Source organism: Mycolicibacterium neoaurum (assembly GCF_036946495.1).
Taxonomy (GTDB): Bacteria; Actinomycetota; Actinomycetes; order Mycobacteriales; family Mycobacteriaceae; genus Mycobacterium; species Mycobacterium neoaurum_B.
Genome location: NZ_JAQIIX010000002.1, coordinates 1,428,695 through 1,454,296, shown reverse-complemented (window position 1 = coordinate 1,454,296; position 25,602 = coordinate 1,428,695). Strand labels below are relative to the sequence as shown.

Here is a 25,602-nt window from a genome sequence, read left to right as displayed (position 1 = left end):
CGTGCACCTCACCCGGAGGTTGCCGTGACCACCGCATCCCTGTCCCGATCCGAAGAGCCCGTGCGCGACGACGCGGTGGCATTCTCCGGTGCAGTCGAACTGGCCGAAGCGCTGCACCGCCAGGATTACGTCATCGACGACGACCTGGCCACCGTCGTGCACCTGGCCACCGCGCTGGACCGACCGCTGCTCTTGGAGGGTCCGGCCGGCGTGGGCAAGACCGAACTCGCCAAGGCGCTTGCGGCGGCGGGCAGTAGGCGGTTGATCCGTCTGCAGTGCTACGAGGGCCTCGACGACAATCGGGTGCTCTACGAATGGGATTACGCCAAACAGCTGCTGCACGTGCAGATGGGCAACGGCGGAGACGTCTACACCGAGGACTTCCTGCTGCGACGGCCGCTGCTGGAGGCGGTGCTCTCCGAACAACCGGTGGTGTTGTTGATCGACGAGGTCGACCGCACCGAGGAGGCCATGGAGGCGTTGCTGCTCGAGGTGCTCGCCGAACGTCAGGTCACCATCCCCGAGATCGGTACCTTCACCGCACGATCGGTGCCCTGGGTGGTGCTCACCTCCAACGACACCCGCGAACTGTCGTCGGCGCTGAAGCGCCGGTGCCTGCACTATCACCTGGGTTTCCCTACGCCGCAACGGGAACGGGAGATCGTCGGAGTGCGAGCCCCACAAGTCGAACCCGGGGTCGTTGCCGACGTCGTCGAACTGGCGAGGACCTTGCGCGAACTCCCGTTGCGCAAGAGTCCGTCGATCTCCGAGGTGATAGACGGTGCCAGGGCAGCGGCCCTGCTCGGCCACGACGTCGACCGCACGGTGCTGCTCTCGGCACTGGTCAAGTTCACCAGCGATCGCGATATCGCGTTGCGGCACTTCACCAGTGAACCCGCACCGGGTGCAACGCCGGCTCCGACGCCGGCCGAGCGGGTGACCGTGGCAAGCAGACCCGCCAACACCACCACCTCGGCGTTTCGGGGCAGGGGTGGGCGACGGTGACTCCGGCGCAGATCCTGGACTGTGTCGCCGCGGCTTTCGGGCAACTGCTGCGCCGGGCCGGGGTCGCGACCTCCCCGGCCGAGGTGATCGAGGTGCGCAGGGTACTGGCCATGCTCGGTGCCGCCGACACGAGCAGGCTGCGAGCCGGGATGCGGGCAACGTGCGCCAAATACGACCGGGAACAACACGGTTTCGAACGCGCCTTCGCGGCAATGTTCGGCACCCACCCGATCGAACCCCACGATGCGGCGGCGGGCTCTAGCCGTGCGCACACCGGTTCGGGCCTGCCCGAGCACCTCGAGATCGATGACGACAGCTCGATCGGCCGATACGCCGAGTACAACGAACGCGCCGCCGAGGTCGGTGAGCACTTCGATACGCCCGAGGCCACCAAGGGATTCAATCCGCACAAGGACGATGACGATTTCAGCGTGACCGGAGCCGACGATCGGTTGACCGTGTCCGCCGAATCCGACGGCGGCCGGCGCGGGATGCGCTACACCGTCGAGGTCGACAGGGCCGCCGCGGCGATGGCGGGTGATCTGGCCGACTCGGTGGCGCCGATCGTCGCGGGCACCCTGAGCTTCGACGATCCCGACGCGATCCTGGCGTGGCTGGACGCCTACGACCCCGCCGCCACCTACGGCGGTGACGCCGGCGAACCGCTGACCGCCGAACAATTGCAGCAACTGACCAAGGCCGTCGAGGGCTTTGTCGAGGCATTGGCGCAGCGGGCCGGGCTGGTGGCCGAGTCGGCCGAGCCCGACCACGGGGCCGAGGTCGGCCTGGCCGCCGATATCGATCTCGCCTGCCACGAGGTGCTGCGCCGCATGCGCGGCGCGCCGCGGCCTCGTCCGCGCGAACGCGGTCGCGGACGTCTGGACATGCGTCGCACCGTGCGGGCCAGCATGCGCACCGGCGGCGTCCCGTTCCGCCTGCTGACCAAAAAGCCGTTACCGGATCGGATCAGGCTGCTGGTGATCGCCGACGTCTCACTCTCGGTGCGCCCGGTCACCGCGTTCACCCTGCGCCTGGCCCAGGCCATGCACCGGCGCGCGCACCGGTGCCGGGTGATGGCGTTCGTCGACCGACCCGTCGACGTCACCGACATCCTCTTGCGCGCCGGCGGGGACGATGCGCTGGCGGCCGTGTTGGCCGACGGTCGGCTGGACCTGCAGGCCAGCAGCGACTACGGACAGGTCTTCGACGAGATGCTCGCAGGCCAGGCCGACGCCCTCGATTCCCGGACCGCGGTGTTGATCGTCGGCGACGGCCGCAGCGGGGGCTTGGCACCGGGCGTGGACCAACTGCGTGCGCTGCGGCGACGAGTGCACCGACTGGCCTGGGTCACGCCGGAACCACAGCGCTACTGGCGCCAGGCGACCTGCGCGATGCCGGACTACGCGCAGGTGTGCGATCAGGTCGTGGTGGCCAGCGACGCCGACCAGCTGGTCGCCAAAGCCGCTGAGCTCGCCCACGCGCTCTCTTGATCGCTCGCCGGTACCTACCCGGTCGGGTAGGTGGGCACCTGTCCACCTGCACATTGGTTGTGCCGTAACGGCGACGTAGGCTGGTCCTGTTATGTGGATCACACAACAGGCCAGTGCGACGGTGGCGGACCGGGTGCCCACCCGGCTGCTCAAGTTCCACGCACCCGAGATCGTCTTCGGGATCGACTCCATGGCCGAGGCCGCGCACTCCGCGCTGCGCCTTGGTGGCATGCGGCCGCTGTTGGTCACCGATCCCGGTCTGATCGAGGCGGGCTGGGTCGACGAACTCGTCGGGCAGCTGCGTACGCAGGGTGTGCAGCCGCAGGTGTGGAGTGCACTGACCCCCAATCCCAAGGACCACGAGATCACCGCTGGCCACGAGTTCTATCGGTCCCAGGGCTGCGATGTGCTGATCGCCCTGGGCGGCGGCTCGGTGATCGACGCTGCCAAGGGCATCGCGATCCTGTCGGCCAATGGCGGGGACATCCTGGACTATGCGGGTGTCGACAAGGCGACGATGCCGATCCCGCCGCTGGTGGTGCTGCCGTCCACCTCGGGTACCGGCGCCGATGTCTCGCAGTTCTGCATCGTCACCGACACCACCCGCAACACCAAGATCACCATCCTGGGCCGGGCGCTGGTGCCCGATGTCACGATCATCGACCCGCGGCTGCTGACCACGATGCCCGAATGGCTCAATGCGGCAACAGGTCTGGATGCGCTGACCCACGGTATCGAGGCGTTCGTCTCGCTGGGGCACAATCAGCTGACCGACCACCATGCGCTGCGCTCGGTGGTGATGGTGACCGAGAACCTGGTCACCACCATCGACAGACCCGACGATTTGAGCGCCCGCGTGCTGATGGCGCAGGCGTCCCTGGAAGCCGGATTGGCATTCACCAATGCGATCCTGGGCGCGGCACATGCGATGAGCCATCAGGTCGGTGGGTTGCTCGACCTGCCGCACGGAGTCATCAACGGCGTGTTGCTCCCGCATGTGGTGCGGTTCAACGCCGAGGCCGACCCGGCGCCGTTCGCCACCATCGCCGGTTGTCTCGGGATCGCAGACACCAGGGCGCCCGCACTGGAATCGGCACTGGCCCTTGCCGATCGCCTGCAGGAGCTGGCCCGCCAGGTCGGTGTTCCGCGCGGTCTGTCCGACCTCGGCGTGCGCGAGGAGGATGTCGCTGTGCTCGCCCGCAACGCCATGGCCGACGCGTGTATCACCACCAATCCGCGCGCGGCCGACGAGGATCAGCTGCGGGCGTTGTTCCGGGCCGCGCTGTGAGAGCACGCGCCCCGGATCTGGAACGCCTCACCGGGGTACGGTCCGGAAAGCCCACCTTCTACCCGGAGTTCCGGGTTGCCGCCCAGCGCACCGAACGGGTCATCGCAGCCCTGGACACCATCTCGCGTGCGCTGGTCCAGACCGTCAACGGGCCGGAGAAACTCGTGCGGGCGGCCGCCGACGCCGCCCGCGTGCACCTGGGTGCAGAATGGGTGCTGCTCGCCCTCGCCGACGGTGCACTGCCCGAGGCCCGGCCGCGACATCTCATCCTGGACGCGGACGGAAACGCCTATTCGTTCGAGGGTATTTCCGGGGCCAAACATCCCGTGCCGCATCTGCCCGACGCGGTGCTCAATCGGCTCAACGACATTCTGCGCGGCCAACTGGCACAGTTCCGGCTGCCGGTCATCGAGTTGCACCACGCGCACGTACCGATCGAGCTCGACGGCGGCGTCATCGGTGCCTTCGCGGCGTGGACACCGACCAACCGGACCCTGGACGGCACCGACGAAACCGTCATGCGCATCCTATCCAGCCAGACAGCGGTGGCGTTGCACAACTGCGAGCTGTTCCAGCGATCCCAGGCGCTTTTGGCCCAGTCGGAGGCGCGCAACGCCGAACTGTTGGCTACCCAGCGCGAACTCGGTGCCGTGCAACGGCATCAAGTGCTGGACAACGAACGTCACCGGATCGCGCGCGAGTTGCACGACAGCGTCACTCAGACGGTGTTGTCGGCCGGTATGCAGATCGAGGTGTGCCGCAGCGAAATCGGCGCGCGCGGCGGCGACGCAGATCTGGTCGAGCGGCTCGACATCGCCAAGACGCTGACCCGCTCTGCCACCGAACAACTGCGATCGGCGATCTACGCGCTCAATCATCCCGAGGATGCCGGCCGATCCACGCTGCCGGAGATGTTGGAGCAGTTGGCCACGGTACACATGCCCGAAGATCTTCGGGTGACCCTCAAGGTCGAAGGCGCGGTCGCCGAATTGCCCAGTGACATAGAGCATGCACTGTTGCGGGTGGCGGGTGAGGCGCTGTTCAACACCGCCATGCACGGCGCGGCCACCAGGGCCATCGTGCGGCTGCGGTACCGATGCGATTCGGTGCAGCTGTCGATTTCCGACGACGGAACCGGTGATCCGGAAAAGCTGCGGTTGATGTTGCGTCTCGCCGACGCCGCCGATGTCGACGGCCACCACCGCGGGCTGGCCAACATGCTGGCCCGCTGCCGGGAACACGGCGGCTCCTTCGCAGTACAGCGGTCCCGAATCGGTGGTGTCCGCGTGGTCGCCACCATCCCGAGGGAAGGACATCCCCGATGACGCTCACGCGTGTGATCAGACTGGCGCTGGTCGACGACCACGCAATCTTGCGCCAGGGTCTGCGCTCACTACTGGAACGCGAGGAGGATCTGGTGGTGGTGGGGGAGGCATCCTCGGAGCCCGAGGCCGCCGCCATGGTGGATGCGGTCCATCCCGACGTCGTGCTGCTGGACCTCAAACTCTCCGCCGGTTCGGATTTCGAGGGATTATCGTTGTGCGCCAGTCTATCTGCCACCCACCCCGACCTGGGTCTGCTGGTGTTGACGACCTTCCTCGACGAGGATCTGGTGGTGCGTGCGGTACATGCCGGTGCCCGTGGATATGTCGTCAAGGATGTGGACACCACCGAGCTGGTGCGCGCCATCAGGGCAATATCCGCCGGTGAGAGCGCCTTCGATTCGCGCAGCGCCGCCGCGGTGGTGCGTTCACTCAACGGCCGGGGCGAGGCCCGCGAGCAACTGACCGACCGCGAGGTGGAGGTGCTCCGGTTACTCGCCGCGGGACTGTCCAATGCGAAGATCGGTGAGCAGCTGTTCATCTCGGCCACCACTGCCAAGTTCCACGTCAGCAACATCATGCGTAAACTCGGTGTCAGCCGCCGCGCCGAGGCGGTCTATGCCGCCAGCAAGCGCGGGTTGATCTGACTTCGGTATCTAGGTCCGGTCAAGCACCAACCAGCCACCGTGGTGCTCGGACACCGCGGCGTGCAGACCCCGGTGACGGGCGGCCAGTGCGTGCAATGCGGGCAGGTCGAAGCGCCGGACATGGCCGTAACAGGCCTGCGGTTCGTCCTCGAACGGGACAGCGATGACGACCCGGCGGCGGGCCAACCGCAACGCCTCGTCGAGCACATGCGCACCGGCGTTTGCGTCGAGGTGTTCGAGCAGATGCAAGACGGTCACGGTATCTGCAGTGTTGTCGGGCAGCGGAACTCGTGTCGCATCGCAGACCAGCGTCTGGACGGGACGATCCAGTGTCTCGGCGACGCGTTCCAGCAGATCCATGGTCGGCGCGCTCAGGTCGGTTGCCACTACCTGATGACCGGACCGGCGCATCCGCAGCGGAAAGAACCCGAAGCACGAGCCGAGATCGAGTAATCGCTCGCCGACGACCAGCTCCTCGGCGCGCGCGTGGATCGGGGAGAAGGTGGCGGCACCGGATTCCAGTGCATACAGCGAGTTGCGGTAGAAGCGCACCCAGGCAGCCAGACCGCCGGGTACGGTCGACCTGACGATCCCGGTGAACACCGCCTCGAAATCGGCTTGCGCGTGCAGTATTCCGCTGGGGCCGAGTTCCTCCGTCAGCCAGAGCGTGAGCTCGTCAGACAACTGCGCCGGCGTCAAATCGTGTTCGACCGTGAGCTGGTCGCCGTTGCGGTATGCGCAGAACCTCGGTGTGCACAGCGTCGGATCGCCGGCCCGGTGTGGTCGGCGGCCGCGGACCACCCGAATCCCATTGGTGCTCCACGAATTGGCCGGAGTGGGGGCCAGCGGATCGACCTGTGCCGGTCCGGGCAGCGTAACCGTCATGGTGGACAACGCTATTGACGATGTGATCCTGGCACACGCCCCGAGTGGACGGATTTTCCTGCCCGATCGGCCAGGTACCCGCTCGAATCTAGGGAGCCGGTATCTCCCAGGTGTGGACCGGGGTGTTGGAGTGCATGGATTCGCAGTACAGCCGCAACATTTCCGCCAGCGCTGCCGGGCGTGCCAGACCGCGCTCCTGGAGCGCGTGCACGGTGCTGGTCTGCCAGGTCGCACCATTTCGTCCGCTCTTGGCCCGACCCTCGATGACGCCCAGGTAGCGGTCGCGCACCTCGGCCGACACACCCCACCGGCGCAGGCCCTCGTGCGCAAGGGGGAGCAGCTCACGCAGGACGAGCTCGTCCGGTGTCACCTCGCCCAAGCCCGGCCAGTACAGTCGGGCGTCCATGCCGTGTCGCGCCGCGGCGTCGAAGTTGTGTTCGGCGGCAGCGAAACTCATCTTGGTCCACAGCGGTCGTTCGTCATCGGTGAGTGCGCGCAACGTCCCGTAGTAGAAGGCCGAGTTGGCCAACATGTCGATCACGGTCGGGCCCGCCGGCAAGACCCGGTTCTCCACCCGCAGGTGCGGTTTGGCATCGGCGCCTTCGCCGACGATGTCGTACACCGGCCGGTTCCACCGGTAGATGGTCCCGTTGTGCAATCGCAGTTCGGCGAGTTGTGGGGTGCCACCCGCGGCCAATGTGGCCACCGGATCCTCATCGGAGAGCTCCGGCAGCAACGATGGGAAGTACCGCACGTTCTCTTCGAAGAGGTCGAAGATCGAGGTGATCCATCGTTCGCCGAACCACACCCTGGGACGTACGCCCTGGGTCTTGAGCTCGTCGGGTCGGGTGTCGGTGGCTTGTCCGAACAGTTCGATGCGGGTCTCGGCCCACAGTTCGTGGCCGAAGAAGTACGGCGAGTTGGCGCCGAGGGCAAGCTGGGGCCCGGCGATGACCTGCGCGGCGTTCCAGTTCTTGGCGAAATCGGCGGGCGACACCTGCAGATGCAATTGCATGCTCGTGCAAGCGGATTCGGGTGCAATATCGGTCGATTGCAGGCACAGCCGCTCGGGGCCGGCAATATCGATGTCGATATCTTCACCCCGGGCGGTGAAGATCGAATCGTTGAGCGCCTGATACCGCGTGGAGTCGCTCATCCAACCGGATTGCAGATGCTCCGCCAGCAGCGTCGGCAGGATGCCGATCATCACGATGTGTGCGCCATGGGCGTTTGCCTTGGCTTCGGCGGCGTTGAGGCTGGCGCGTACCTCGGTCTCCAGCTCGAGCGCGGACCGACCGGGCAGCGGCCGTGGCGGCACGTTGAATTCGATGTTGTAGGCGCCGAGTTCGGTCTGGTAGGCGGGATCGGCGATGGCCGCGAGCACCTCACGGTTGCGCAACGCCGGCTGGTACTCGTCGTCGACCAGGTTGCACTCGATCTCCATGCCGGTGAGCGGGCGGTCGAACTCGAAACTGGATTGCGACAGCATCGTTTCGAAGACGTCCAGGCACAGTTGCACCTTGCGCCGGTACTCCCGGCGTTGTTCGCGGCTGAACTCCGTGCCTGAGATCTCCTCGCCCACAGGTCGAGACTAACGCCGGGTGGCCACCGCGATCTGTGGTCCGAACAGACTGCTGCGCAACTCGATGTCGACACCCGCGTGATCGGCCAGTGCGCGCAATGCCGACGAGCTGTAGCTGCGCAGTGAACTGATGACACCGTCGTGCACGAACGGGACGAACGGGGCCAGCGGCAGCATGGTCGCCAGACGCAGCACATGTACGGGGGCCGGTGGCCGCGGCAGGTCGATGATCAGCAATTTGTCGGCCACTCGGGTGCCCTCGGCCAGGACGGTGGCGGCAGCCGCCGGGGGGAGATGGTGCAGGGACAAGGCGAAGACCGACAGGGCGAACTGCCGGTCCGGCGCGTCGATCGATGTCGCGTCCACGACCCGCACCGTCGCCCGCGGATGCTCGCCGAGCGGACCGGCGGCCATCGCCGCCACCGCGTCATCGGCGATATCGGTGACGGTGACATGGGCGCTCGGATGGAATTCGAGCAGCTTCGTCGCAAGTGCACCGTGGCCCGCGCCGAGTTCCAGGATGCGCGGGTCGGGAACGTCGGCGATCTCTTCGAGCGCGATGGCGGCGAACTGCTCATGGCTGCCGAAGACGTGACCGGTCCAGTTCAACGCATCGACGACGCTGCGTTTCACGCCGGGATCGACATCGTCGCGGTCCAGGTATTCGGATCGGTCGGTCCACAGCAGGCGGTCCAGGCACGATGCGTCGGGCCCCCCTCGCGGCATCCCGTCGATCCCGGTCACTGGGGCTTGCATTCCTTCAGTAGGGTCCCCAGCACGTCGAAGTACTCGGTGCTGATCAAGGCCTGGCGGGCCCAGTCGCCGTCGGCGGCCGCGGCGGCGATCTCGTCGGCGATACCGGCCAGCCGTTGGGCCCGGTCGCGGATGCCGTTCGCGGTGACCTTGTCGGCGTCGGCGTGAATCCGTTTGGCCCAATCGGCGACCTCGCCGGAAGTCGGACCGCGGCCCGGGATGCCGGGCTGCGCGTATCCCGATTCCACCCAGGCCGTCGTCATCAGCGGCTCTGCCTGCCGGCACCCCTTGCCCGCCACGTAGGTCAGCGCCACCGAGGCGACGATGACAGCCACGGCCAGACCGATCGCGATCCTGGCCAGCCGCACGGTACGGGGTTCGGCGTCGGGAACGACACGCCGCCAGAGGAAGTGGGTGCCGATCGCCGCGGCGCAGGCTGAGACTGTCAGCCCTGCCGCGGCGACCGGCTTACCGACACCGGCGGCCGAGTCCATGGCGGCCATGGTCACGATGCCGGTGGCGACCACCAACATGAACAACCACATGGCGCGCCGGCGCTCGTAGGCGTCGGCGTCGCGGAAGCTGACGCCGAGGACACCACCGGCTGCGGTGAGGATCGCCGCCGCGACGGGCACCAGGTAGTTGACGAGCGTGTCGGTGTTCATCGTGACCCGATGCTAGCGAGTCACTCCTCGCCGAGGATCTGGTAGACCTCGCGCCGGGCGTTGTTGACGATGTCGAGGATGCGTCGCTGTTGGTCGTCGCTGGCGGCGTGGTTCGCCTGCGCAACCGCCCCGAAGAGCTGGCCGAGCGCGGCCCGCAGGTTCATCTCGTTCGGGTCGGCATCGCCGGCGATCTCCTCCCACGGCGGGGTTTCGATCTTCTCGGCCGCGGCCCGGCCTTCCTCGGTCAGTTCGAAGGTCTTCTTGCTGCCCGCGCTCTCGGTGGGGACGATCAGGCCCTCGTCGACGAGCAGTTGCAGCGTCGGATAGACCGAGCCCGGGCTGGGCTTCCACAGATCGTTGCTGCGGGCGGCGATCTCCTGCGTCATCTCGTAACCGTGCATCGGTCGGTCGGTGAGCAGGGCGAGGATCGCCGCGCGGACGTCGCCGCGCCTGCCGCGTCCGCGACCGCCGCGCCCGCGGTGTCCGCCGCGGGGACCGGGGCCGAAGCCGAAGCCCGGACCGAACGACGGGCCGAAGCCGAAGCCGGGACCGAATGGTCCCTGCGGGCCGCCGGCCTGGGCGCGGACCTGCTCGCGGAATTCGCGGCGGGCATGGCGGCGGTCGAAGCCGAAGCGGCCGGGGGCGGCGCCGAACGGGGTGGCGCCGAATGGCGAGTTCTCAGGGTGTGAGTTGAAAGGCGTATTCATGGGGGTTTCCGTTTCGGTAGGAAAGTACTCGATGTACTTCGATACGTTGACGATATATCGGAAACTATCGAGATGCAACGTTTGATGTGGCCATGGTGGATTCCAGCCACCGCGCCCACTCGGCCTGCATGGCCTGGAAGCGCAGGCCGTACTGCAGAGCTGCGAATCCGAAGAAATCCTTGTCCGGCATATCGGCGCAGTCCGGGCTGTCGCGCAGCGCGGTCAACCTGGCAAGTTCGGACTCGGCGTGCTCGGCGAGGCTGCGAACGTGCTCGGACGCTTGTGCACGCGGCAGTTCACCGAGCAGGAAGATGCGCAAGAGTTCGGGGCTTCGATAGGGCGGATCGTCCTGCGGGCTGGCGATCCAGCGCAGAAGTTCGGAGCGCCCGGCCGTCGTGACGCGATAGAGCTTGCGGCCCCGCGGGCCGATCTCGGCCACCTCGATCAATCCATGATCGGCCAGTCGGTTCAGCTCCGCGTAGAGCTGGCTCTGGGTGGCGGGCCAGACGTTGGCCATCGACATCTCGAACCGTTTGAGCAGGTCGTATCCGCTGCCGGGTTGTTGTGCCAGCATGCCGAGGGCGGCCATTCGCAAACTCATGGAAAGGAGCCTAGCTTCTCTCATTCCACTATTGACATGTCACTAGTGGAATGTGATGGTGGGTTCATGTCCTCAGGTTCCGCCCTACCCGAGACCGGTGACTTCTTCCGGCGCGGCAACTATGCACCGGTCGCCGACGAGCTGACCGCCTACGACTTGCCGATCCGCGGGGCGATCCCGCCGGAGTTGAACGGTTGGTATCTGCGCAACGGGCCGAATCCGCGAGAAGCCGTGGGGCATTGGTTCACCGGCGAAGGGATGATCCACGGCGTGCGCATCGAGGACGGTGCGGCCAAGTGGTACCGCAACCGCTGGGTTCGCACCGACAGCTTCGACTCCGACATCCCGGTCTACAACCCCGACGGCACCCGCAATCTACGGTCCGCGGTGGCCAACACGCACGTCGTCAATCACGCCGGCCGCACGCTCGCCCTGGTCGAGTCCTCCTTTCCCTATGAGATCGGCAAGGAACTCGAGACGTTGGGCGCCTATGATTTCGGCGGAAAGCTCACCGATTCCATGACTGCCCATCCCAAGATCTGTCCGACGACGGGGGAGATGCATTTCTTCGGGTACGGCAGTCTTGTCGCCCCGTATGTCACCTACCACCGGGTGGCCGCGGACGGCGCGCTGATCATCGACCGTCCCGTCGACGTCGGTGCGCTCACGATGATGCACGACTTCGCGATGACTGCCGAACATGTCATCTTCATGGATCTGCCGGTGGTGTTCGATATCGACATCGCCGCCAAGGGTGAGGGGCAGATGCCCTACCGCTGGCGTGACGACTACGGCGCGCGCCTCGGCGTGCTACGCCGCGACGACCCGTTCGGTGAGATCCGCTGGTTCGATATCGACCCGTGCTATGTGTTCCACGTCGCAAACGCCTTCGACAGTGCGAACAGCATTGTGCTGCAGGCGGTCCGATATCCGGAACTGTGGCGCAACGACGGCGGTTTCGCCGAGCAGGCGGTGATGTGGGAGTGGCGCATCGACCTGGACCGGGCGGTCGTTTCGGAGCGTCAGATCGACGACCGCGCCATCGAGTTCCCGCGAATCGACGACCGGCTGGCCGGGCTGCCCGCCCGCTACGCCGTGTCGGTGGGGCAGACCGAATTGGTGCGCCACGACCTGGGCACCGGTTCGGCCGTGACGCATTCCTTCGGGGCATCGGTATCCGGTGAGGCCGTTTTCGTCCCAGGTCCCGGGCCCGCCGACGAAAGCAACGGCTGGTACATCAGCTATGTGTACGACCCGACCCGAGACGGCAGTGAACTGGTGATCCTGGATGCCTCCGACTTCGCCGGTGACCCGGTTGCGATCATCACGCTGCCGCAGCGGGTGCCCTTCGGCTTCCACGGGAACTGGATCGACGCCTGACGTCGGTCACCGGTCCGCTGGCTGCGGCGCTTCCGGTGTCCGTCGGAACGCGACGATGACGACGACCGCAGCGGTCAGGGCGAGTACGGCGGCGATGGACGCCGTCGGTGCGATACCCGAGTCGAACGCCTGGTGTGCCGAGTTCAGCAGTCGCTGAGCGGTTTCGGGCGGCAGGTCGCGCGCCACCGAGGTCGCTCCGCCGATGCTCTCGGCCGCATCACCGGTCTGAGACGGTGTCAGCCCCGCGGGCACCTCGACGTTGGCCCGGTAGAACGCGGTGAAGATGGTGCCGAGGGTCGCCGCGCCGACCACCGCGCCCAGCTCGTAGGCGGTCTCGGAGACCGCCGATGCCGCACCGGCTTTCGCCGCCGGCACCGACGCCACGATGGTGTCGTTGGAGATGGTCTGCGACACACCGACACCCAGCTCGAGGACCAGGAACGACACGATCACCGCCGTCACCGACAGATCGTGGCGGAACAACAGGATCATGATGAAGCCCGCGGCCACGAACACCAGACCGAACACGATCAACGCCTGCGGTGAGAAGTGCTTGGCGGCTTTGACCACCGAGATACCGGCGATCATCGACAGCACCGCACCCGGCAAGGTCACCAGACCGGCCATCAGCGGGCTCAGACCGAGCACCAGCTGCAGGTGCTGGGACACGAAGAAGATGAAGCCGATCAATCCGACGATGGACAGGAAGTTGGCAAGGATCGACGAGGTGAACGGGCCGGACCGGAACAGCGCCATGTCGAGCATCGGTGTGGCGCTGTGCATCTGACGTCGGACGAACAGGACCCCCGCCCCGATGCCGAGTGCGAACGCGGCCACCACGACCACCGACAAGCCGTCGTGGGCGGCGGTCTTGATGGCCCAGACGAAGGGCAGCATGGCGATGAACGACAGCCCGACGCTGATCGGATCAAGCGGGCCCGGATTCGGGTCCTTGGACTCCGGGACCAGCTTCGGCGCCAGGATCAGCAGCGGTAACAGGATCGGAACCGCGATCAGGAACACTGCGCCCCAGTGGAAATGCTCCAGCAGCGCCCCGCCGACGATCGGTCCGAGGGTGGATCCGGCGGTGAAGCACGATGCCCAGATGGCGATCGCGAGCCGGCGCGCCGAGGCTTCGGTGAAGATGTTGCGGATCAGCGACAGCGTCGAGGGCATCAGCATGGCGCCGAAGAAGCCGAGCACCGCGCGAGCCAGCACCAGCATCTCGGCACTGGGCGCGAAGGCGGCCGCGGCCGACACGACGGCGAATCCGGCACCACCGATCAACAGGAGGCGGCGTCGACCGATCCGGTCGCCGATGCTGCCCATGGCGACCAGCAGGGCGGCCAGCACCAGGGAGTAGACGTCGACGATCCACAGCTGGGTCGCCGCCGGTGGGCGGAAGTCCTCGGCGATGGCAGGTAACGCGAAGGCGAGCACGGTGTTGTCGATGGCGATCAACATCACCGGAAGGGTGAGAACGGCCAGCGCCAGCCAGGCGCGCCGTGGAGTGGCCGCCGGTGGTGTCACCGATGCGGTCGCATCGGAATGGGTGGTCATGGGGTGGTCCTTATGGGGAAGTGATGGTGCCCTGGGTGAGGCTGTTCATGATGGCGTCGACGACCTGTTGGCGGGGTATGCCGTCGTCCCGGACGGCGGAATAGCCGGTCAGAAGCAGTGACCAGAAAACCCGCCGTGACCACCCCGGGGGATATGCGGGGCCTTCTGCCGTGACGCGCGAGAGGATTTCGCTGATGACCTCGTCGCCGGTGTCCAGGAACGCCGCGAGCTCACGATCGGACTGGATGAGTGGCTCGGTGTAGACGTACTGCATGATCGGGCCGAGATCGAGCTGACTCTCCACGACCCTGCGCAGTGCCGGGATCATCGGACCGCACTCCGGGTCGGCGGCCTCGATGGCCGCGTTGCTGGCGGCGTGCACCTGGAGGGCGACCGCGCGCAGCAGATCCATCCGCTCGGGGAAATACCGGTGCAGCGTGCTGCGACCGACGCCGGCGGCATCGGCGATCTCGGACAGTGGCGCGGTCGGGTTGTCGGTCATGACGCCGATGGCTGCCTCGACGATGGCGCGCCGGGTGCGGTTGCGCGCCCCGGTTTCCCCGATGTCGTGGACACTCATGACGCTAAAGATAGCAGAAAACTCCCATAATGGGACATCTGTGTCCCATTATGGGGATGGGCCTTCAGCCGGGTGGCGCGAACCCCGCGGGCGGTGGCGGTGGTGCAGACGATGGTGCCGGGGGCATGCCCGGCCCCGGCGACATACCCGGAGGCTGGGGCACGTGCAGGCGGGCCAACTCGCGGCGGTGCCGCTCGGCCAGGATCGCCGCCAGCACCTCCTCGGCGGAAGCGCCGGGCGGCGGCGGGGGAGAGATCGTCGCGACGACCTGGCCGGCGATGCGCTGACCCATCTCCGCGCGCACCTGCGGCTGCAGCTGCCCCGACCTGGAGAGGAATTGCCGCGCCATGTTCGCCTGCGCGGTGCCCAATCCGGACAGCTGCAGTGTCGCGGCCCACCACGCCAACCCAGGCGGCATCGGCGGGGGCGGGTTCAGCCTGGGTGCCCGCTCACTGATCACGATGGTGCCCGCGAACACGTCGCCGATGCGTTTGCCTTTCGGTGAGAGCATGCTGCAGATCACCGCGGGTCCGCCGGTCAGCATCCATATCTCGATCACACTGGACAGCGCTCGAAAAACCGCCTGCCGCAACCGTTCCGGACCTCCGTCGTCGGACACGACCCGTAAACCGAGGGCCATCTTGCCCAGCGAGCGTCCGCCGGAAGCCATCTCGAAGGTCACCGGATAGCCGACCAGCACCAGCACCAGGAAGATGATCAGCACCGCCGCCGAGAGCGCCGGATCGAAATCGGCCAGGGTCAGCGCCCACAGCATCGACAGGATCAGGTATCCGAAGCCCATCACCATGACGTCGATCAACGCCGCTGCCGCACGCACCGGCAGCTGGGCGATCGACACCTGTAGTTGCACCGCATCGCCGGTCACCACGGGCTCTGGCTGCATGACCATGCCTCGAACGCTACTAGGATCGCCAGCGTGGATGTCGATGCGTTCGTGCTCGCCCACACTCCGGCATGGAATCGACTGGAACAGCTGCTGAAGAGGCGGCGCAACCTGACCGGGGCCGAGATCGACGAGCTGGTCGACCTGTATCAGCGGGTGTCCACCCACCTTTCGGTGGTGCGCAGCTCCTCCGGGGATGCGGTGTTGGTCGCGAAGTTGTCCGGGCTGGTCGCGCGTGCCCGATCCGCCGTCACCGGGGCGCGGGCGCCGCTGTGGCGCGAATTCATCCGATTCTGGACGGTGTCGTTCCCGTTGGTGGCCTACGACTGTCGACGGTGGTGGCTCGGTTCCGCGCTGGGCTTCCTCCTGGTCGCGATCGTCATCGGATTCTGGGTGGCCGGTAATCCCGAGGTGCGCGCGACGTTGGGCACACCAGCGGAGTTGCAGCAGTTGATCAACCACGACTTCGAGGCGTACTACAGCGAGAACCCGGCCGGGTCGTTCGGACTGCGGGTCTGGGTCAACAATGCCTGGGTCGCCGCCCAGTGCATCGCGTTCGCGGTCCTGCTGGGCCTGCCCATTCCTTGGGTGCTGTTCCAGAACGCCGCGAACGTCGGCGTATCCGGCGGTCTGATGTTCGGCGCAGGCAAGGGCGACCTCTTCCTCGGCCTGATCACCCCGCACGGCCTGCTCGAGTTGACCGCGGTGTTCCTGGCCGCTGCCGCCGGGATGCGGCTGGGCTGGGCGGTCGTCTCACCCGGTGACCGGCCGCGGTCGCAGGTGCTCGCCGAGCGCGGCCGCGCGGTGGTCGCGGTGGCCGGTGGGCTGGTGGTGGTGCTGCTGATCTCCGGGTTGATCGAGGCGCTGGTCACCCCGTCCCCGCTGCCGACCTGGGTGCGCGTCACCATCGGGGTGGCCGCCGAGATCGCGTTCCTCGGCTATGTCGCGCACTTCGGAAGAGCCGCCCGCCGAGCCGGCCTGACCGGCGATGTGGAGGATGCCCCGGATGTCGTCCCGACGGGCTAGAGCCGACCGGTGGCCTTCATCGCCAGATAGCGATCGGCCAGCGCGGGGGCCAGGTCCTGCGGCGCGGCGTCGATGACATCGACACCGTGCCCCCGCAGCCGGTCGGCGATGTCGCGGCGGTCGTTGCGGGCGCGTTCGGCCGCCGCGGCGTCGTAGATCTGTGCGGCATCCGAGCGCCCCGATGCCAACGCATCGACCCGCGGATCGGTGACGGCGGCGACCATGACATGGTGGCGGGCCGACAGCTTCGGCAACACCGGCAACAGGCCCTCGTCCAGGGCCGAGGCGTTCAGGTCGGTCAGCAGCACCACCAGGGCGCGCCGGCGAACGCGCCGCTGCACGGCGGCCACCATGGCCGTCGCATCGGATTCGAGTAGTGCCGGCTCCAGGGGCGCCATCGCCGAGACCAACTGCGCCAACAGTTCCCGTCGCGAAGCGCCGAACACGCCGGCCCGGCTGACCCGGTCGTGGGCCAGGAAGTCGACGTGGTCACCGGCCCGCGAGGCCAGCGCGGCCAGCAACAGCGCGGCATCCATCGACCAATCCAGTCGCGGCCATCCCACCGGGTCAAACGACAACGGGTCCACCCCGATCCGGCCCGCGGAGGTCCGGCCGGTGTCCAGCACGATGACCACGCGCCGGTCCCGCTCCGGGCGCCAGGTCCGCACCACGACGTCACCCCGGCGCGCGGTGGCTCGCCAGTCGATGGAGCGGACATCGTCACCGTCGACGTATTCGCGAAGTGTGTCGAATTCGGTGCCCTGCCCGCGGATCAAGACCGGGACCATGCCGTCGAGCTCGCGCAGTTTGGCCAGCCGCGACGGAAGATGTTTGCGGGACAGGAACGGCGGCAGGACACGTATCTGCCAGTCGGCGTGCGTCGTGCGCTGCCGTCCGGCCAGTCCCAACGGGCCTATCGCCCGCACGGTGACATGCACGGCGTGCTGATCACCGCGGCGCACCGGCGCGATCTCGGTGGCGACCCTGGCCCGGCCACCGGCGGGGATATCGAGCGGCTGGGAACGAGGGCGTGCCCGCGCGCTGGGCGCCCAGGCATCACGGATCAGCCCGCGCAGCCGCCGTTTTCCGCCGTGGTGAACGTCGAGTTCGATGTGCACCGGTTGGCCCAGGCGCGCGGTCGTGTCCCCGGTGCGCCGCAGCTGCAGCCGGTCGAGGCTCGCGGCCAGCAGCACATCGGCGATCAGCAGTGCGCCGATCACCGCCGCCACGACCACGAACATCGTTGCCGGCCATGGCGAGATGAGCACCGGCAGCACGCCGAGCACCGCCAGCAGTCCGGCCCGCCCGGTGAGAACCATTACCGCGGCACCGGCACCGACGCCAGGATTCCGTCCAGCACACCGTCGGCATCGGCGCCCTCCAGTTCGGCCTCCGGCCGCAGGGCGATCCGGTGCCGTAGCGTCGGCCGCGCCATCGCCTTGACATCGTCGGGGGTGACGAAGTTGCGACCCGACAGCCATGCCCAGGATCGGGCGGTGGCCAACAGTGCGGTCGCACCGCGCGGTGACACCCCGAGCTGAAGGGCCGGCGAAGTCCTTGTGGCACCGGCGATGTCGACGATGTATCCGAGGACCTCCGGGGCGGCCATCACCTGGCGCACAGCGGCACGGCCGGCCGCCAGATCTTCCGGACCGGCCACAGCGGTCAGCGCGGAGAGGTTGCGAGGATCGAAACCCGTTGCATGCCGGTGCAATATCGCGATCTCCTGATCGCGCGGTGGCAGCGGCACGTTGAGCTTCAACAGGAACCGGTCCAGCTGGGCCTCGGGCAGCTGATAGGTGCCCTCGTATTCGATCGGATTCTGGGTGGCCGCGACGATGAACGGATCGGGCAGCGGGCGCGCCGCTCCGTCGACGGTGACCTGCCGCTCCTCCATGGCCTCCAGCAGCGCTGCCTGGGTCTTGGGTGGAGTGCGGTTGATCTCATCTGCCAGCAGCAGATTGGTGAACACCGGCCCGGCGCGAAAGGCGAACTCGGCGGTGCGGGCGTCGTAGACCAGCGAGCCCGTCACATCACCCGGCATCAGATCCGGGGTGAACTGCACGCGCGTGAAGTCCAGCCGCAGGGTCGCGGCGAGGCTGCGCACCAGCAGTGTCTTGGCCACTCCGGGTACGCCCTCGAGCAGGACGTGCCCCCGGCAGAGCAGCGCGATCACCAGCCCGCTGACCACGGCGTCCTGCCCGACGACGGCTTTGGAGATTTCTGCGCGCAGGGCGAGTAACGCCTCCCGTGCGGCCTCGGGTTGTGTCACGACTGTGCGACCTGCCTTTCGATATCGTCGAGATGCCTTGCCAGCGCGAGCAGTTGCTCGTCGGTGCTGGGCGTGGGTCCGAACAGGGTGTGCGACAGCGCCTGCGGGTCTGCGCCGATGCGACCGGCCACCGCGTGGGTGATCGTCTCCGGCGATGGCCGCGGCCCCAGACCCAGCCGCGGGCGTAATCGGGACAACGCCGCGGTGCGTAGTGCCGCCGCGGCACGGTCGCGGGCCCGCCGGGAGCGATACAACCGTGCCCTGCCCTCGACGGTCTCCGAGGCCCGCACCACCACGGGGAGTCGTTCGGCGACCAGCGGGCCGAGCCGGCGGGCGCGCCACCAGGCGACCAGCAGCACGGCGAGGCCGATCTGCAGCACGGCCCAGCCGACCTGAGCCGGTATCAGGTCGACCAGCGACGTCGAACCGGTCGTCTCGCCTTCGATCCGTTGCGGGGCGTACCAGATGACGCGTTGGTGGGTACCGGACAGATTCATCGCCAGCGCGGCACTGCCCTGCCCGAGCAGCCCGGCGTTCGTCATGAAGGCGCCGCTCCCGACAAGGGTCACGGTGCGACCACCGTCCTGGTAACGCAGCAAGGCCCCGCCGTAACAGCGGGTGGCCGCGCCGTCGTCGGCCTTGGTGAAGGTGTCGCTGAATCCCAGTTGGACATCACCGGAGGTGACCGCCTCGCGGAGATCGCAGTCCGGCCTGCCCCCGAACTGCGCGGTGCCATCCACATCGATTCCCGGTGCCAGGTGCTCGCGGGTCACACCGGACGGTGCGATGAGCAACCTGTCGCCGGGGAGGGCTGCCAACCGGTCCAGAACGTCGCCGTCGAGCAGGAAGAACGTCTGGGCCACGGCGATCAACGTGTCGGGGCGGGCGGCCGCGGCGACCTCATCGAGGTCATCGGCCACCACGACGTCGATCCCCTGATCGCGCAGCAGTGTCAGCAGCGCGTGCGCGCCGTCGGGCGCGGTCGAATCGGCCTGCAGCAGGCCGCCCTGACGCGGTGCGGTCAGGTAGGCACCCAGCGCGGAAACGGCCACGATCAACACGATGGCCAGGCCGATGGTGCGCGCCGTGCGCCAACGCCGCCTGGTCATCGGGCCCGGGCTCCGCGCAGGTGCTCGTCGAGTTCCACGATCTGGCGGTACTGTTGAGCACTGCCTGGCCGGTCGCCGTAACTGACTCCGTTGAATGTCTCGGCCGCCGAGGAGAATTCGCTGATGAGTTCGGGGCGCACGGCGCCGGCGGCGGCGGCCAGTTCGGTGGCGGTGCGGCCTGGAATGGGGTCGAGGGCGCCGCTCTCTTCGAGTTCGCGTGCCACCGCACGTAGTCGGTGGCGTATCGCCGATGTCCAGTCTCCTTGCGCGGCAGCGGACTCGGCGGCGGATCGATGGTGGGCGGCACTGCGGGTACGGTCGGTGAGCACGGCGTCGTGGCCGTCCCTGGTCGACCGCATGGTCCGCCGGGCCACCCGGACGATGACGATGACGATGACGATGGACAGGATCATGAACAGTGCCAATGTGATCCAGCCGCCCGGTAACCAGTCGCTGCTGGCGAAGGCCTTGTACAGCAACTCGTCGATCCAGCCGGTCAGGCGGTCGGTCAGCGATGGTCTGGGGTAGATCGGTTTGGTGAGTTCGCGCTGTGCGGCGTCGTGCGCGGCGTCGCCGTCGATGTTCAGGCCGGTCACGATGTCAGGGGTGTCGGGTCAGCCAGAGATGATCGGTCGAGTTGTCCGGGGCGGCAGGAGCGTAACCGGCGCCGGTCTGCAACACCAGGTCGAAGGCCTCGGCACGGATGCGCCGGTCGGTGTACTGCAGTACCACCACACCGGCGGTGAAGGGCGCGGTCAGGATCTGTCCGATCGCAGCGCCGACCGTCGTCAGTGCCAGTCCGGTGAAGATGGCCCCGGAACCGTCGGGTCCGGCCATGCCGATGAGGACCTGGCCACCGATGGTGAACGGGACGGACACCGCGCCGGCGATCATCCCGGCCACCAGCATGGCCAGCAGGCGGATGCCGAAGACCCGCCAGAAGTCATGGCGTACCAGGGCGAACGACCGCTCGATCGCGGCGATGACCGGTAGCCGCTCGAGCACCACCAGCGTGGGCGTGAAGCTGAGCTTGGTGAACACGAAGGCCAGCGCGACGATCATGCCGAGGACCAGGGGAACGCCGACGAAGAAGGCGATCCAGCCGTTGAGAGCGATCGCGACGACAGCGATGATGCCGGCGACCGCGGCGACCAACAGACCGACACCGAGGGTCTCCAGCGCCGTGACGCCGAGAAGGGGAAGGAGCCGGGGACGCAGTCGTTGCCACGCTTCGGCCGCGGTGATACCGGCGCCGAAGATCGCCCGACCGATGATCACGGTGAGCATTCCGCTGAGCAGGATGGCGGCGATCCATGTCGCCAGTACGCCGGCGAGGCTGCCGATGACCGACCCGGCCAGCAGCGCGGCATCGTCGTACTGACCGGTGATCCCGGCGGGGTCGAGAGCGCCACCGGACGCCAGCGGCCACACCTGCAGCGCGAAGGACAGCAGCTGGGATGCCAGCACCACGATGGTGGTCAGGCCGAGTGTGGTCTTCGGGTTCGCCCGGATGTAGCCGAATGCGCCGTTGAAGATGTCCGAGAGATTCAGTGGTCGCAGCGGGATGATGCCGGGTTGGAAGGCATGGAACTGCGGTGGCGCAGGGTAGTACGGCTGGTGTCCGCCCGCGGTGCCGGTCATGGGAACCATCCTGCCTGGGCGGGCGCGCGGTGTCAGGAAGCGGGTGCGGCGGACTTGAGTTCTGCGAAGGCGCGCCGCTCGACGAGCAGGGCGATGTAGTCGCGAACAGCGCTCTCGACGAAGTGCTGATGTGCCGCGGCGACCGTGGTGCGGACGGTGTCGGCCGGTACATCGGTGAACTGTTTAACCAGGCGATCCTCAACCGCTGCGATCTGTTCACTCTCCGGCAACTTCAGCACGTCGATTATTTTTCTCGACGGTCGACGACACGGTCAAGGTGTCGGACTCGGCACGTGCCGAGGCTCACAACCGCCACAAGGCTTGCTGGCTGGTGTTGGCGACGAGCACACCCGCGGCGTCGTACAACCCGCCGACCACCAATCCGCGGGAGTGACTGTTGCCCAGTGAATCGATCTCGTAGCAGTGCCACTGGTCGGGATCGAACGGCCGGTGGAACCACACGGAGTGGTCCAGGCTGGTCGCGAAACCCGTGCCCGCGCCCGGTGTGAACGGCGTGCCCGGTGGTCGGGCCGCGGGGACCGGGCCGATATCGGATACGAAGGTCAGGGTGCACGCCCTGATCAGGGGATCGTCCTCGATGGTTCCGCGACTGCGAATCCAGAAGGGCGGCAGCACGAACCGCGTGGTATCGGCTGGATCGCAGCGCAATTCCAGCCAGTCGGCAAAGTCCAGGTCCGGCTTCTTGGGGACGGCGGCTTCCAGGGGCACGCTGGGTGGTCTTGCCGGGTGCCAGTCTGCGCCGTCCTCCGGGATCTGGAAGGACGCGATCATCTCCAGGATGACCTTGCCTTTCTGACGTGCGGTCACCCGGCGAGTGTCGAAGGACCGGCCGTCGCGGGTTCGTTCGACTTCCAGTTCGACGTCGACACCGAATTCCCCACCGCGGACGAAGTACGCGTGCAGCGACTGAGGATGTTTGCCCGGATCGACGGTCGCCCCGGCCGCGCCGAGCGACTGGGCGGCGATGAGACCCCCGAACAGCCGCATTCCGGGCACACCCAGTTGCGGGGCCAGGAACACGTCGCCGTCACGGTCGAAGTCGAGGAGGTCCGCCATCCAACTCGGTTCGGTCATCATCGAACTGTACCAACCGTTTGGTTGGGAGCTGGAGGGAGAGGGTCACATCACCGTTCGACTAATGGTCCCCATGTCCGCGTTCGGGTATCGGGGGCTGCGGAACGACCGGGTAGTCACCGGTGTACCCGAGACGCTGCTGAGCCATGGTCATGACCTTGCTGCGCACCGCGTACCAGCCCGCCACCAGCATGGGTCCGATCACCAGGATCGCGATCAGATTCCAGATGTTTTCGTAACACATCAGCGCGGTCACCGCGGCGAGGAAGACCAGCGTCGCGTAACTGGTGTACGGCGTGCCGGGGAGTCGGAACGTCGGTCGCGTCAAGATGCCCTTGCGCTCCCAGCGCCACAGTTGGATCTGACAGGCCATGATCATCGCCCAGGTAGAGATGATGCCCAACGCGGACAGATCGAGCGCGATGTTGAAGGCCTCTTCGGGAACGAACAGGTTGAGCACCACGCCGAGCAGTGTGAGCACACCGGTCAGTGCGATACCGCCGAAGGGCACGCCGTTTCGATTCATGACGCCGGTGAACGACGGCGCGGAGCCGTTCATGGCCATTGAGCGCAGGATGCGCCCGGTGGAGTACAGGCCGGCATTGAGGCTGGACATCGCCGCTGTCAGCACGACGAGGTTCATGATGCCGCCGGCGGCGGGCACTCCGATCTTGGAGAAGAAGGTGACGAACGGGCTCTCCCCGGCACGGTAGGTGGTGTAGGGCAACAGCAGCGCCAGCAGGATCAGCGATCCGACGTAGAACACGGCGATGCGCAGGATCACCGAGTTGATGGCACGGGGCATCACCTTGGCCGGCTCGGCGGTCTCGCCGGCCGCGATGCCGACCAATTCGACTGCGGCATAGGCGAAGATGACGCCGGAGGTGACGATCACCAGGGAGAACATCCCGGTGGGGAGCAATCCGCCGTTATCGCTGATGACGCTGAAACCGGTTGCTGCTCCTTCGATTTCGAAACGTCCGGCCAAGAACACTATCCCGACGACCAGGAACGTCACCAGTGCCGCCACCTTGATGATCGACGCCCAGAATTCCATCTCGCCGAACAGTTTCACGGAGATGATGTTCATGGTGAGGACGATGCCCAGTGCGATCAGGGCGATGAGCCACTGCGGTATCGCCTCGAACATGCCCCAGAAGTGCACGTAGAGCGCCACGGCGGTCACGTCGACGATGGCGGTCGCGGCCCAGTTGAAGAAGTACAACCAGCCGGTCACATACGCCGTCTTCTCCCCGAAGAACTCGCGTGCGTAGGAGACGAAGGATCCCGACGAGGGGCGATGGAGAACCAGCTCGCCGAGGGCTCGCATGATGAAGAAGACGAAAACGCCGCAGAACGCGTACACCAGGAACAGTCCTGGCCCGGCGTCATGTAATCGGCTACCGGCGCCCATGAAGAGGCCGGTGCCGATGGCCCCGCCGATGGCGATCATCTGGATCTGGCGTGGCTTGAGGGACTTGTGGTACCCCTCCTCCTCGTGTGCCAGTGCCGAATTGTCATAGGTGGCATCGGTCGACATATCGCTCCCTTGATGTATCGGTTCGACGCTCACCGTTGGGCGCGGGCTGTACTGGCCAGAGCGTATGCCCGGCCGACAGACGCCGAAACTTTCGGCGTGTAAACATTGTGCTAACTGGCGCCGCCAGTCGGGATGTCGCGCAACGTGTGGACGACGATCCCGGCGAACTCTGCGCACGAGTCATAGCGGGCCGCAGGGACTTTGGCCAAAGCCTTGGCGAAAACCGAATCGAGGCTGCGGGGCAACCACCGGCGACGGACACTCAACCGCGGTGGTGAATCATTGAGGTGCGCATAGGTTATGGCGAAAGCGCTGGGTCGGGGATACGGCGGCAACCCGGTGAGCCATTCGAGCATCGTGGCGGCGAACGCGTACAAGTCTGTTGCGGGCGTGAGATGTTCGCCGGTGAGCAGCTCTGGCGCGGCGTAGGATATCGATCCACTGATACGCCCGTTGCGGGGCAGGGCAGAGACCTCGTCGATGATCTGCGCGATGCCGAAATCGCTGAGATAGGCGTCGAGGCGGTCGGTGGTGAGCAGGACATTCGTGGGTTTGACATCGCGGTGTAGCACGTCCATCGAGTGGGCGTAATCCAGCGCTTCGGCGATCTGGGTGCAGGCGCGCAACACCGCGGGGGTATCCGGGTCGGTGGTGCGAGCGGGGACCAGCACCGAGGAGTCCGGTCCGTCGATGTATTGCATCGCCATCCAGGGCGTCGAGGGCTCGGTGGGCAGCTTGCCCATCTCGTACACGGCGACGATATGCGGGTGGGTGAGCATGGCGGCCAGCGTGAACTCTCTGACAAAACGCTGCCGGGCGCGGTCGGCAGCGGCTGGGTCGGCACGCAACACCTTCAGTGCGACGGGTCCGGACGGGCCGAGCGCGCGATAGACATCGGCGCTGGAGCCCCGGCCGAGCAGCGTGTCGATGGTGTAGCGCCGACACACCCCGTCCGCGCGCTCGGCGCCGGCGATGATGTCACCGGTGCGGAACACAGGCCAAGAGTATGCGCGTCCGGATGCCTTCGCAGGGCGGCATCAAAGCACGGTGGCATGAAAAAGGCCCTGACCGATATGCCGGTCAGGGCCTACTTCTGCGAGTCGGGGTGGCGGGATTCGAACCCACGACCTCTTCGTCCCGAACCACGACACCACGGAGTTTGATTGAGCTCATTGCGTTGCAAGCACTTTGCAGCAGCGATCGACAGGTGCTCCGGCGTCAACGAGTCGATCGATCACCGGATATGTCCTTTTGGGCGGGGCTTTTCCTCCCCGCAGAACTGGCTTACGATGGCCAGCTCAGTTTCCAGCTCCCGGATTCGTCGCCGCGCCGCGCGCAACTCTGTCGATTCGCTCGTCGGTACACCGGGACGCCCCCGCGGTCGATGTTGTCCTGCTTAATCCACTTCGACAACGTGACCGGACGAATCCCGAGGTCGTCAGCGGTCTGTTTCTGCGGCTTGCCGGCGCGCACGAGCGCGATCGCGCGAGCACAGAACTCGGCCGGATAGGGGTGGGCATGACGGTCAGCCTTTCGTGAAGGCCGTCATC

At 67.0% G+C, this 25,602-nt stretch carries 25 protein-coding genes and 1 pseudogene; 7 read left to right on the top strand and 19 right to left on the bottom strand.

Features of this window, described 5'->3' with window-relative positions:
• Positions 1-24: 24 nt before the first annotated feature.
• The 5 genes from PGN27_RS12405 (at position 25) to PGN27_RS12385 (ending at position 5,752) form a co-directional block, all read left to right on the top strand.
• Positions 25-1,005 (top strand): AAA family ATPase, encoded by a 981-nt coding sequence (locus PGN27_RS12405; protein WP_418888594.1) that lies wholly within the window; start codon positions 25-27, stop codon positions 1,003-1,005.
• A complete protein-coding gene (madC, locus tag PGN27_RS12400) occupies positions 1,002-2,495 on the top strand; it encodes a MadC family VWA domain-containing protein (RefSeq protein WP_335326385.1) in 1,494 nt (497 codons plus the stop codon). The genes PGN27_RS12405 and madC overlap by 4 nt, the downstream gene beginning before the upstream one ends.
• A gap of 91 nt (positions 2,496-2,586) precedes the next feature.
• Positions 2,587-3,783 (top strand): iron-containing alcohol dehydrogenase, encoded by a 1,197-nt coding sequence (locus PGN27_RS12395; protein WP_335326384.1) that lies wholly within the window; start codon positions 2,587-2,589, stop codon positions 3,781-3,783.
• Positions 3,780-5,108: a MadS family sensor histidine kinase gene (locus tag PGN27_RS12390; RefSeq protein ID WP_418888593.1), complete on the top strand. Its 1,329-nt coding sequence runs from the start codon at positions 3,780-3,782 to the stop codon at positions 5,106-5,108. The genes PGN27_RS12395 and PGN27_RS12390 overlap by 4 nt, the downstream gene beginning before the upstream one ends.
• Positions 5,105-5,752: a MadR family response regulator transcription factor gene (locus PGN27_RS12385; RefSeq protein WP_335326383.1), complete on the top strand. Its 648-nt coding sequence runs from the start codon at positions 5,105-5,107 to the stop codon at positions 5,750-5,752. The genes PGN27_RS12390 and PGN27_RS12385 overlap by 4 nt, the downstream gene beginning before the upstream one ends.
• Before the next feature lie 9 nt (positions 5,753-5,761).
• Here the strand turns inward: PGN27_RS12385 and mftM are convergent, their stop codons facing one another.
• The 6 genes from mftM to PGN27_RS12355 all read right to left on the bottom strand — a co-directional run bounded on the left by mftM (position 5,762) and on the right by PGN27_RS12355 (position 10,945).
• Positions 5,762-6,637 (bottom strand): mycofactocin oligosaccharide methyltransferase MftM, encoded by an 876-nt coding sequence (mftM, locus tag PGN27_RS12380; protein WP_335326382.1) that lies wholly within the window; start codon positions 6,635-6,637, stop codon positions 5,762-5,764.
• A gap of 88 nt (positions 6,638-6,725) precedes the next feature.
• Positions 6,726-8,219 carry a glutamate-cysteine ligase family protein gene (locus tag PGN27_RS12375; protein ID WP_335326381.1) on the bottom strand — a complete coding sequence of 498 codons (1,494 nt, stop codon included), beginning with the start codon at positions 8,217-8,219 and terminating at the stop codon, positions 6,726-6,728.
• 9 nt (positions 8,220-8,228) lie between these two features.
• Positions 8,229-8,975, bottom strand: coding sequence for a methyltransferase domain-containing protein (locus PGN27_RS12370; protein WP_418888592.1), 747 nt, complete (start codon positions 8,973-8,975; stop codon positions 8,229-8,231).
• On the bottom strand, positions 8,960-9,637 hold the full coding sequence (locus PGN27_RS12365; protein ID WP_141866751.1) for a hypothetical protein: 678 nt from the start codon (positions 9,635-9,637) through the stop codon (positions 8,960-8,962). Before PGN27_RS12365 ends, PGN27_RS12370 begins: the two co-directional genes overlap by 16 nt.
• 20 nt (positions 9,638-9,657) lie before the next feature.
• On the bottom strand, positions 9,658-10,344 hold the full coding sequence (locus PGN27_RS12360) for a PadR family transcriptional regulator (protein ID WP_335326380.1): 687 nt from the start codon (positions 10,342-10,344) through the stop codon (positions 9,658-9,660).
• 64 nt (positions 10,345-10,408) lie between these two features.
• Positions 10,409-10,945 carry a PadR family transcriptional regulator gene (locus PGN27_RS12355; RefSeq protein WP_335326379.1) on the bottom strand — a complete coding sequence of 179 codons (537 nt, stop codon included), beginning with the start codon at positions 10,943-10,945 and terminating at the stop codon, positions 10,409-10,411.
• 66 nt (positions 10,946-11,011) lie between these two features.
• Between PGN27_RS12355 and PGN27_RS12350 the strand changes: the two genes are divergently transcribed.
• Positions 11,012-12,325 (top strand): carotenoid oxygenase family protein, encoded by a 1,314-nt coding sequence (locus PGN27_RS12350; RefSeq protein ID WP_335326378.1) that lies wholly within the window; start codon positions 11,012-11,014, stop codon positions 12,323-12,325.
• Positions 12,326-12,331: 6 nt separating this feature from the next.
• On the opposite strand, the gene lfrA is transcribed toward PGN27_RS12350, so the two are convergent.
• The 3 genes from lfrA to PGN27_RS12335 all read right to left on the bottom strand — a co-directional run bounded on the left by lfrA (position 12,332) and on the right by PGN27_RS12335 (position 15,375).
• Positions 12,332-13,885: an efflux MFS transporter LfrA gene (lfrA, locus tag PGN27_RS12345; RefSeq protein ID WP_335326377.1), complete on the bottom strand. Its 1,554-nt coding sequence runs from the start codon at positions 13,883-13,885 to the stop codon at positions 12,332-12,334.
• Between the two features lie 10 nt (positions 13,886-13,895).
• Positions 13,896-14,465 carry a TetR/AcrR family transcriptional regulator gene (locus PGN27_RS12340; RefSeq protein ID WP_030132792.1) on the bottom strand — a complete coding sequence of 190 codons (570 nt, stop codon included), beginning with the start codon at positions 14,463-14,465 and terminating at the stop codon, positions 13,896-13,898.
• Between the two features lie 64 nt (positions 14,466-14,529).
• Positions 14,530-15,375 carry an RDD family protein gene (locus PGN27_RS12335; protein WP_335326376.1) on the bottom strand — a complete coding sequence of 282 codons (846 nt, stop codon included), beginning with the start codon at positions 15,373-15,375 and terminating at the stop codon, positions 14,530-14,532.
• Positions 15,376-15,402: 27 nt separating this feature from the next.
• Between PGN27_RS12335 and PGN27_RS12330 the strand changes: the two genes are divergently transcribed.
• The gene (locus PGN27_RS12330; protein ID WP_335326375.1) at positions 15,403-16,395 is read left to right on the top strand and encodes a stage II sporulation protein M; all 993 of its coding nucleotides are present in this window, start codon (positions 15,403-15,405) and stop codon (positions 16,393-16,395) included.
• Here PGN27_RS12330 and PGN27_RS12325 read toward each other — a convergent pair.
• From PGN27_RS12325 to PGN27_RS12280, 10 genes and pseudogenes are all read right to left on the bottom strand, one after another.
• Positions 16,392-17,714, bottom strand: coding sequence for a DUF58 domain-containing protein (locus PGN27_RS12325; protein WP_335326374.1), 1,323 nt, complete (start codon positions 17,712-17,714; stop codon positions 16,392-16,394). The two genes, PGN27_RS12330 and PGN27_RS12325, sit on opposite strands and share 4 nt — an antisense overlap.
• A complete protein-coding gene (locus tag PGN27_RS12320) occupies positions 17,714-18,667 on the bottom strand; it encodes an AAA family ATPase (RefSeq protein ID WP_335326373.1) in 954 nt (317 codons plus the stop codon). The genes PGN27_RS12325 and PGN27_RS12320 overlap by 1 nt, the downstream gene beginning before the upstream one ends.
• Positions 18,664-19,776, bottom strand: a complete 1,113-nt coding sequence (locus tag PGN27_RS12315) for a DUF4350 domain-containing protein (RefSeq protein WP_335326372.1) — start codon at positions 19,774-19,776, stop codon at positions 18,664-18,666. The genes PGN27_RS12320 and PGN27_RS12315 overlap by 4 nt, the downstream gene beginning before the upstream one ends.
• Positions 19,773-20,372, bottom strand: coding sequence for a DUF4129 domain-containing protein (locus PGN27_RS12310; RefSeq protein WP_335326371.1), 600 nt, complete (start codon positions 20,370-20,372; stop codon positions 19,773-19,775). The genes PGN27_RS12315 and PGN27_RS12310 overlap by 4 nt, the downstream gene beginning before the upstream one ends.
• Positions 20,373-20,376: 4 nt before the next feature.
• On the bottom strand, positions 20,377-21,417 hold the full coding sequence (locus PGN27_RS12305; RefSeq protein WP_335326370.1) for a DUF7847 domain-containing protein: 1,041 nt from the start codon (positions 21,415-21,417) through the stop codon (positions 20,377-20,379).
• A 32-nt stretch (positions 21,418-21,449) separates the two neighbouring features.
• The gene (locus PGN27_RS12300) at positions 21,450-21,656 is read right to left on the bottom strand and encodes a three-helix bundle dimerization domain-containing protein (protein WP_335326369.1); all 207 of its coding nucleotides are present in this window, start codon (positions 21,654-21,656) and stop codon (positions 21,450-21,452) included.
• A gap of 64 nt (positions 21,657-21,720) precedes the next feature.
• Complete coding sequence (locus PGN27_RS12295) at positions 21,721-22,512, bottom strand: acyl-CoA thioesterase (RefSeq protein WP_335326368.1); 792 nt, start codon at positions 22,510-22,512, stop codon at positions 21,721-21,723.
• 61 nt (positions 22,513-22,573) lie between these two features.
• Positions 22,574-24,052 carry an amino acid permease gene (locus tag PGN27_RS12290; RefSeq protein ID WP_335326367.1) on the bottom strand — a complete coding sequence of 493 codons (1,479 nt, stop codon included), beginning with the start codon at positions 24,050-24,052 and terminating at the stop codon, positions 22,574-22,576.
• Between the two features lie 110 nt (positions 24,053-24,162).
• On the bottom strand, positions 24,163-25,047 hold the full coding sequence (locus PGN27_RS12285; RefSeq protein ID WP_335326366.1) for a serine/threonine-protein kinase: 885 nt from the start codon (positions 25,045-25,047) through the stop codon (positions 24,163-24,165).
• A 186-nt stretch (positions 25,048-25,233) separates the two neighbouring features.
• Positions 25,234-25,534: pseudogene (locus PGN27_RS12280) on the bottom strand (IS3-like element ISAar24 family transposase); the annotation flags it as partial.
• Positions 25,535-25,602 lie beyond the last annotated feature (68 nt).

What these genes read in the sequence shown, in the direction of transcription:
- PGN27_RS12385 (WP_335326383.1), top strand. Translation starts at nt 5,105, where the DNA reads ATGACGCTCACGCGTGTGATCAGACTGGCGCTGGTCGACGACCACGCA.
- PGN27_RS12295 (WP_335326368.1), bottom strand. Translation starts at nt 22,512, where the DNA reads ATGACCGAACCGAGTTGGATGGCGGACCTCCTCGACTTCGACCGTGAC.
- PGN27_RS12365 (WP_141866751.1), bottom strand. Translation starts at nt 9,637, where the DNA reads ATGAACACCGACACGCTCGTCAACTACCTGGTGCCCGTCGCGGCGGCG.
- lfrA (WP_335326377.1), bottom strand. Translation starts at nt 13,885, where the DNA reads ATGACCACCCATTCCGATGCGACCGCATCGGTGACACCACCGGCGGCC.
- PGN27_RS12335 (WP_335326376.1), bottom strand. Translation starts at nt 15,375, where the DNA reads ATGGTCATGCAGCCAGAGCCCGTGGTGACCGGCGATGCGGTGCAACTA.
- PGN27_RS12290 (WP_335326367.1), bottom strand. Translation starts at nt 24,052, where the DNA reads ATGTCGACCGATGCCACCTATGACAATTCGGCACTGGCACACGAGGAG.
- PGN27_RS12305 (WP_335326370.1), bottom strand. Translation starts at nt 21,417, where the DNA reads ATGACCGGCACCGCGGGCGGACACCAGCCGTACTACCCTGCGCCACCG.
- PGN27_RS12370 (WP_418888592.1), bottom strand. Translation starts at nt 8,975, where the DNA reads ATGCAAGCCCCAGTGACCGGGATCGACGGGATGCCGCGAGGGGGGCCC.
- PGN27_RS12395 (WP_335326384.1), top strand. Translation starts at nt 2,587, where the DNA reads ATGTGGATCACACAACAGGCCAGTGCGACGGTGGCGGACCGGGTGCCC.
- PGN27_RS12350 (WP_335326378.1), top strand. Translation starts at nt 11,012, where the DNA reads ATGTCCTCAGGTTCCGCCCTACCCGAGACCGGTGACTTCTTCCGGCGC.
- mftM (WP_335326382.1), bottom strand. Translation starts at nt 6,637, where the DNA reads ATGACGGTTACGCTGCCCGGACCGGCACAGGTCGATCCGCTGGCCCCC.
- PGN27_RS12325 (WP_335326374.1), bottom strand. Translation starts at nt 17,714, where the DNA reads ATGGTTCTCACCGGGCGGGCCGGACTGCTGGCGGTGCTCGGCGTGCTG.
- PGN27_RS12315 (WP_335326372.1), bottom strand. Translation starts at nt 19,776, where the DNA reads ATGACCAGGCGGCGTTGGCGCACGGCGCGCACCATCGGCCTGGCCATC.
- PGN27_RS12360 (WP_335326380.1), bottom strand. Translation starts at nt 10,344, where the DNA reads ATGAATACGCCTTTCAACTCACACCCTGAGAACTCGCCATTCGGCGCC.
- PGN27_RS12340 (WP_030132792.1), bottom strand. Translation starts at nt 14,465, where the DNA reads ATGAGTGTCCACGACATCGGGGAAACCGGGGCGCGCAACCGCACCCGG.
- PGN27_RS12355 (WP_335326379.1), bottom strand. Translation starts at nt 10,945, where the DNA reads ATGAGTTTGCGAATGGCCGCCCTCGGCATGCTGGCACAACAACCCGGC.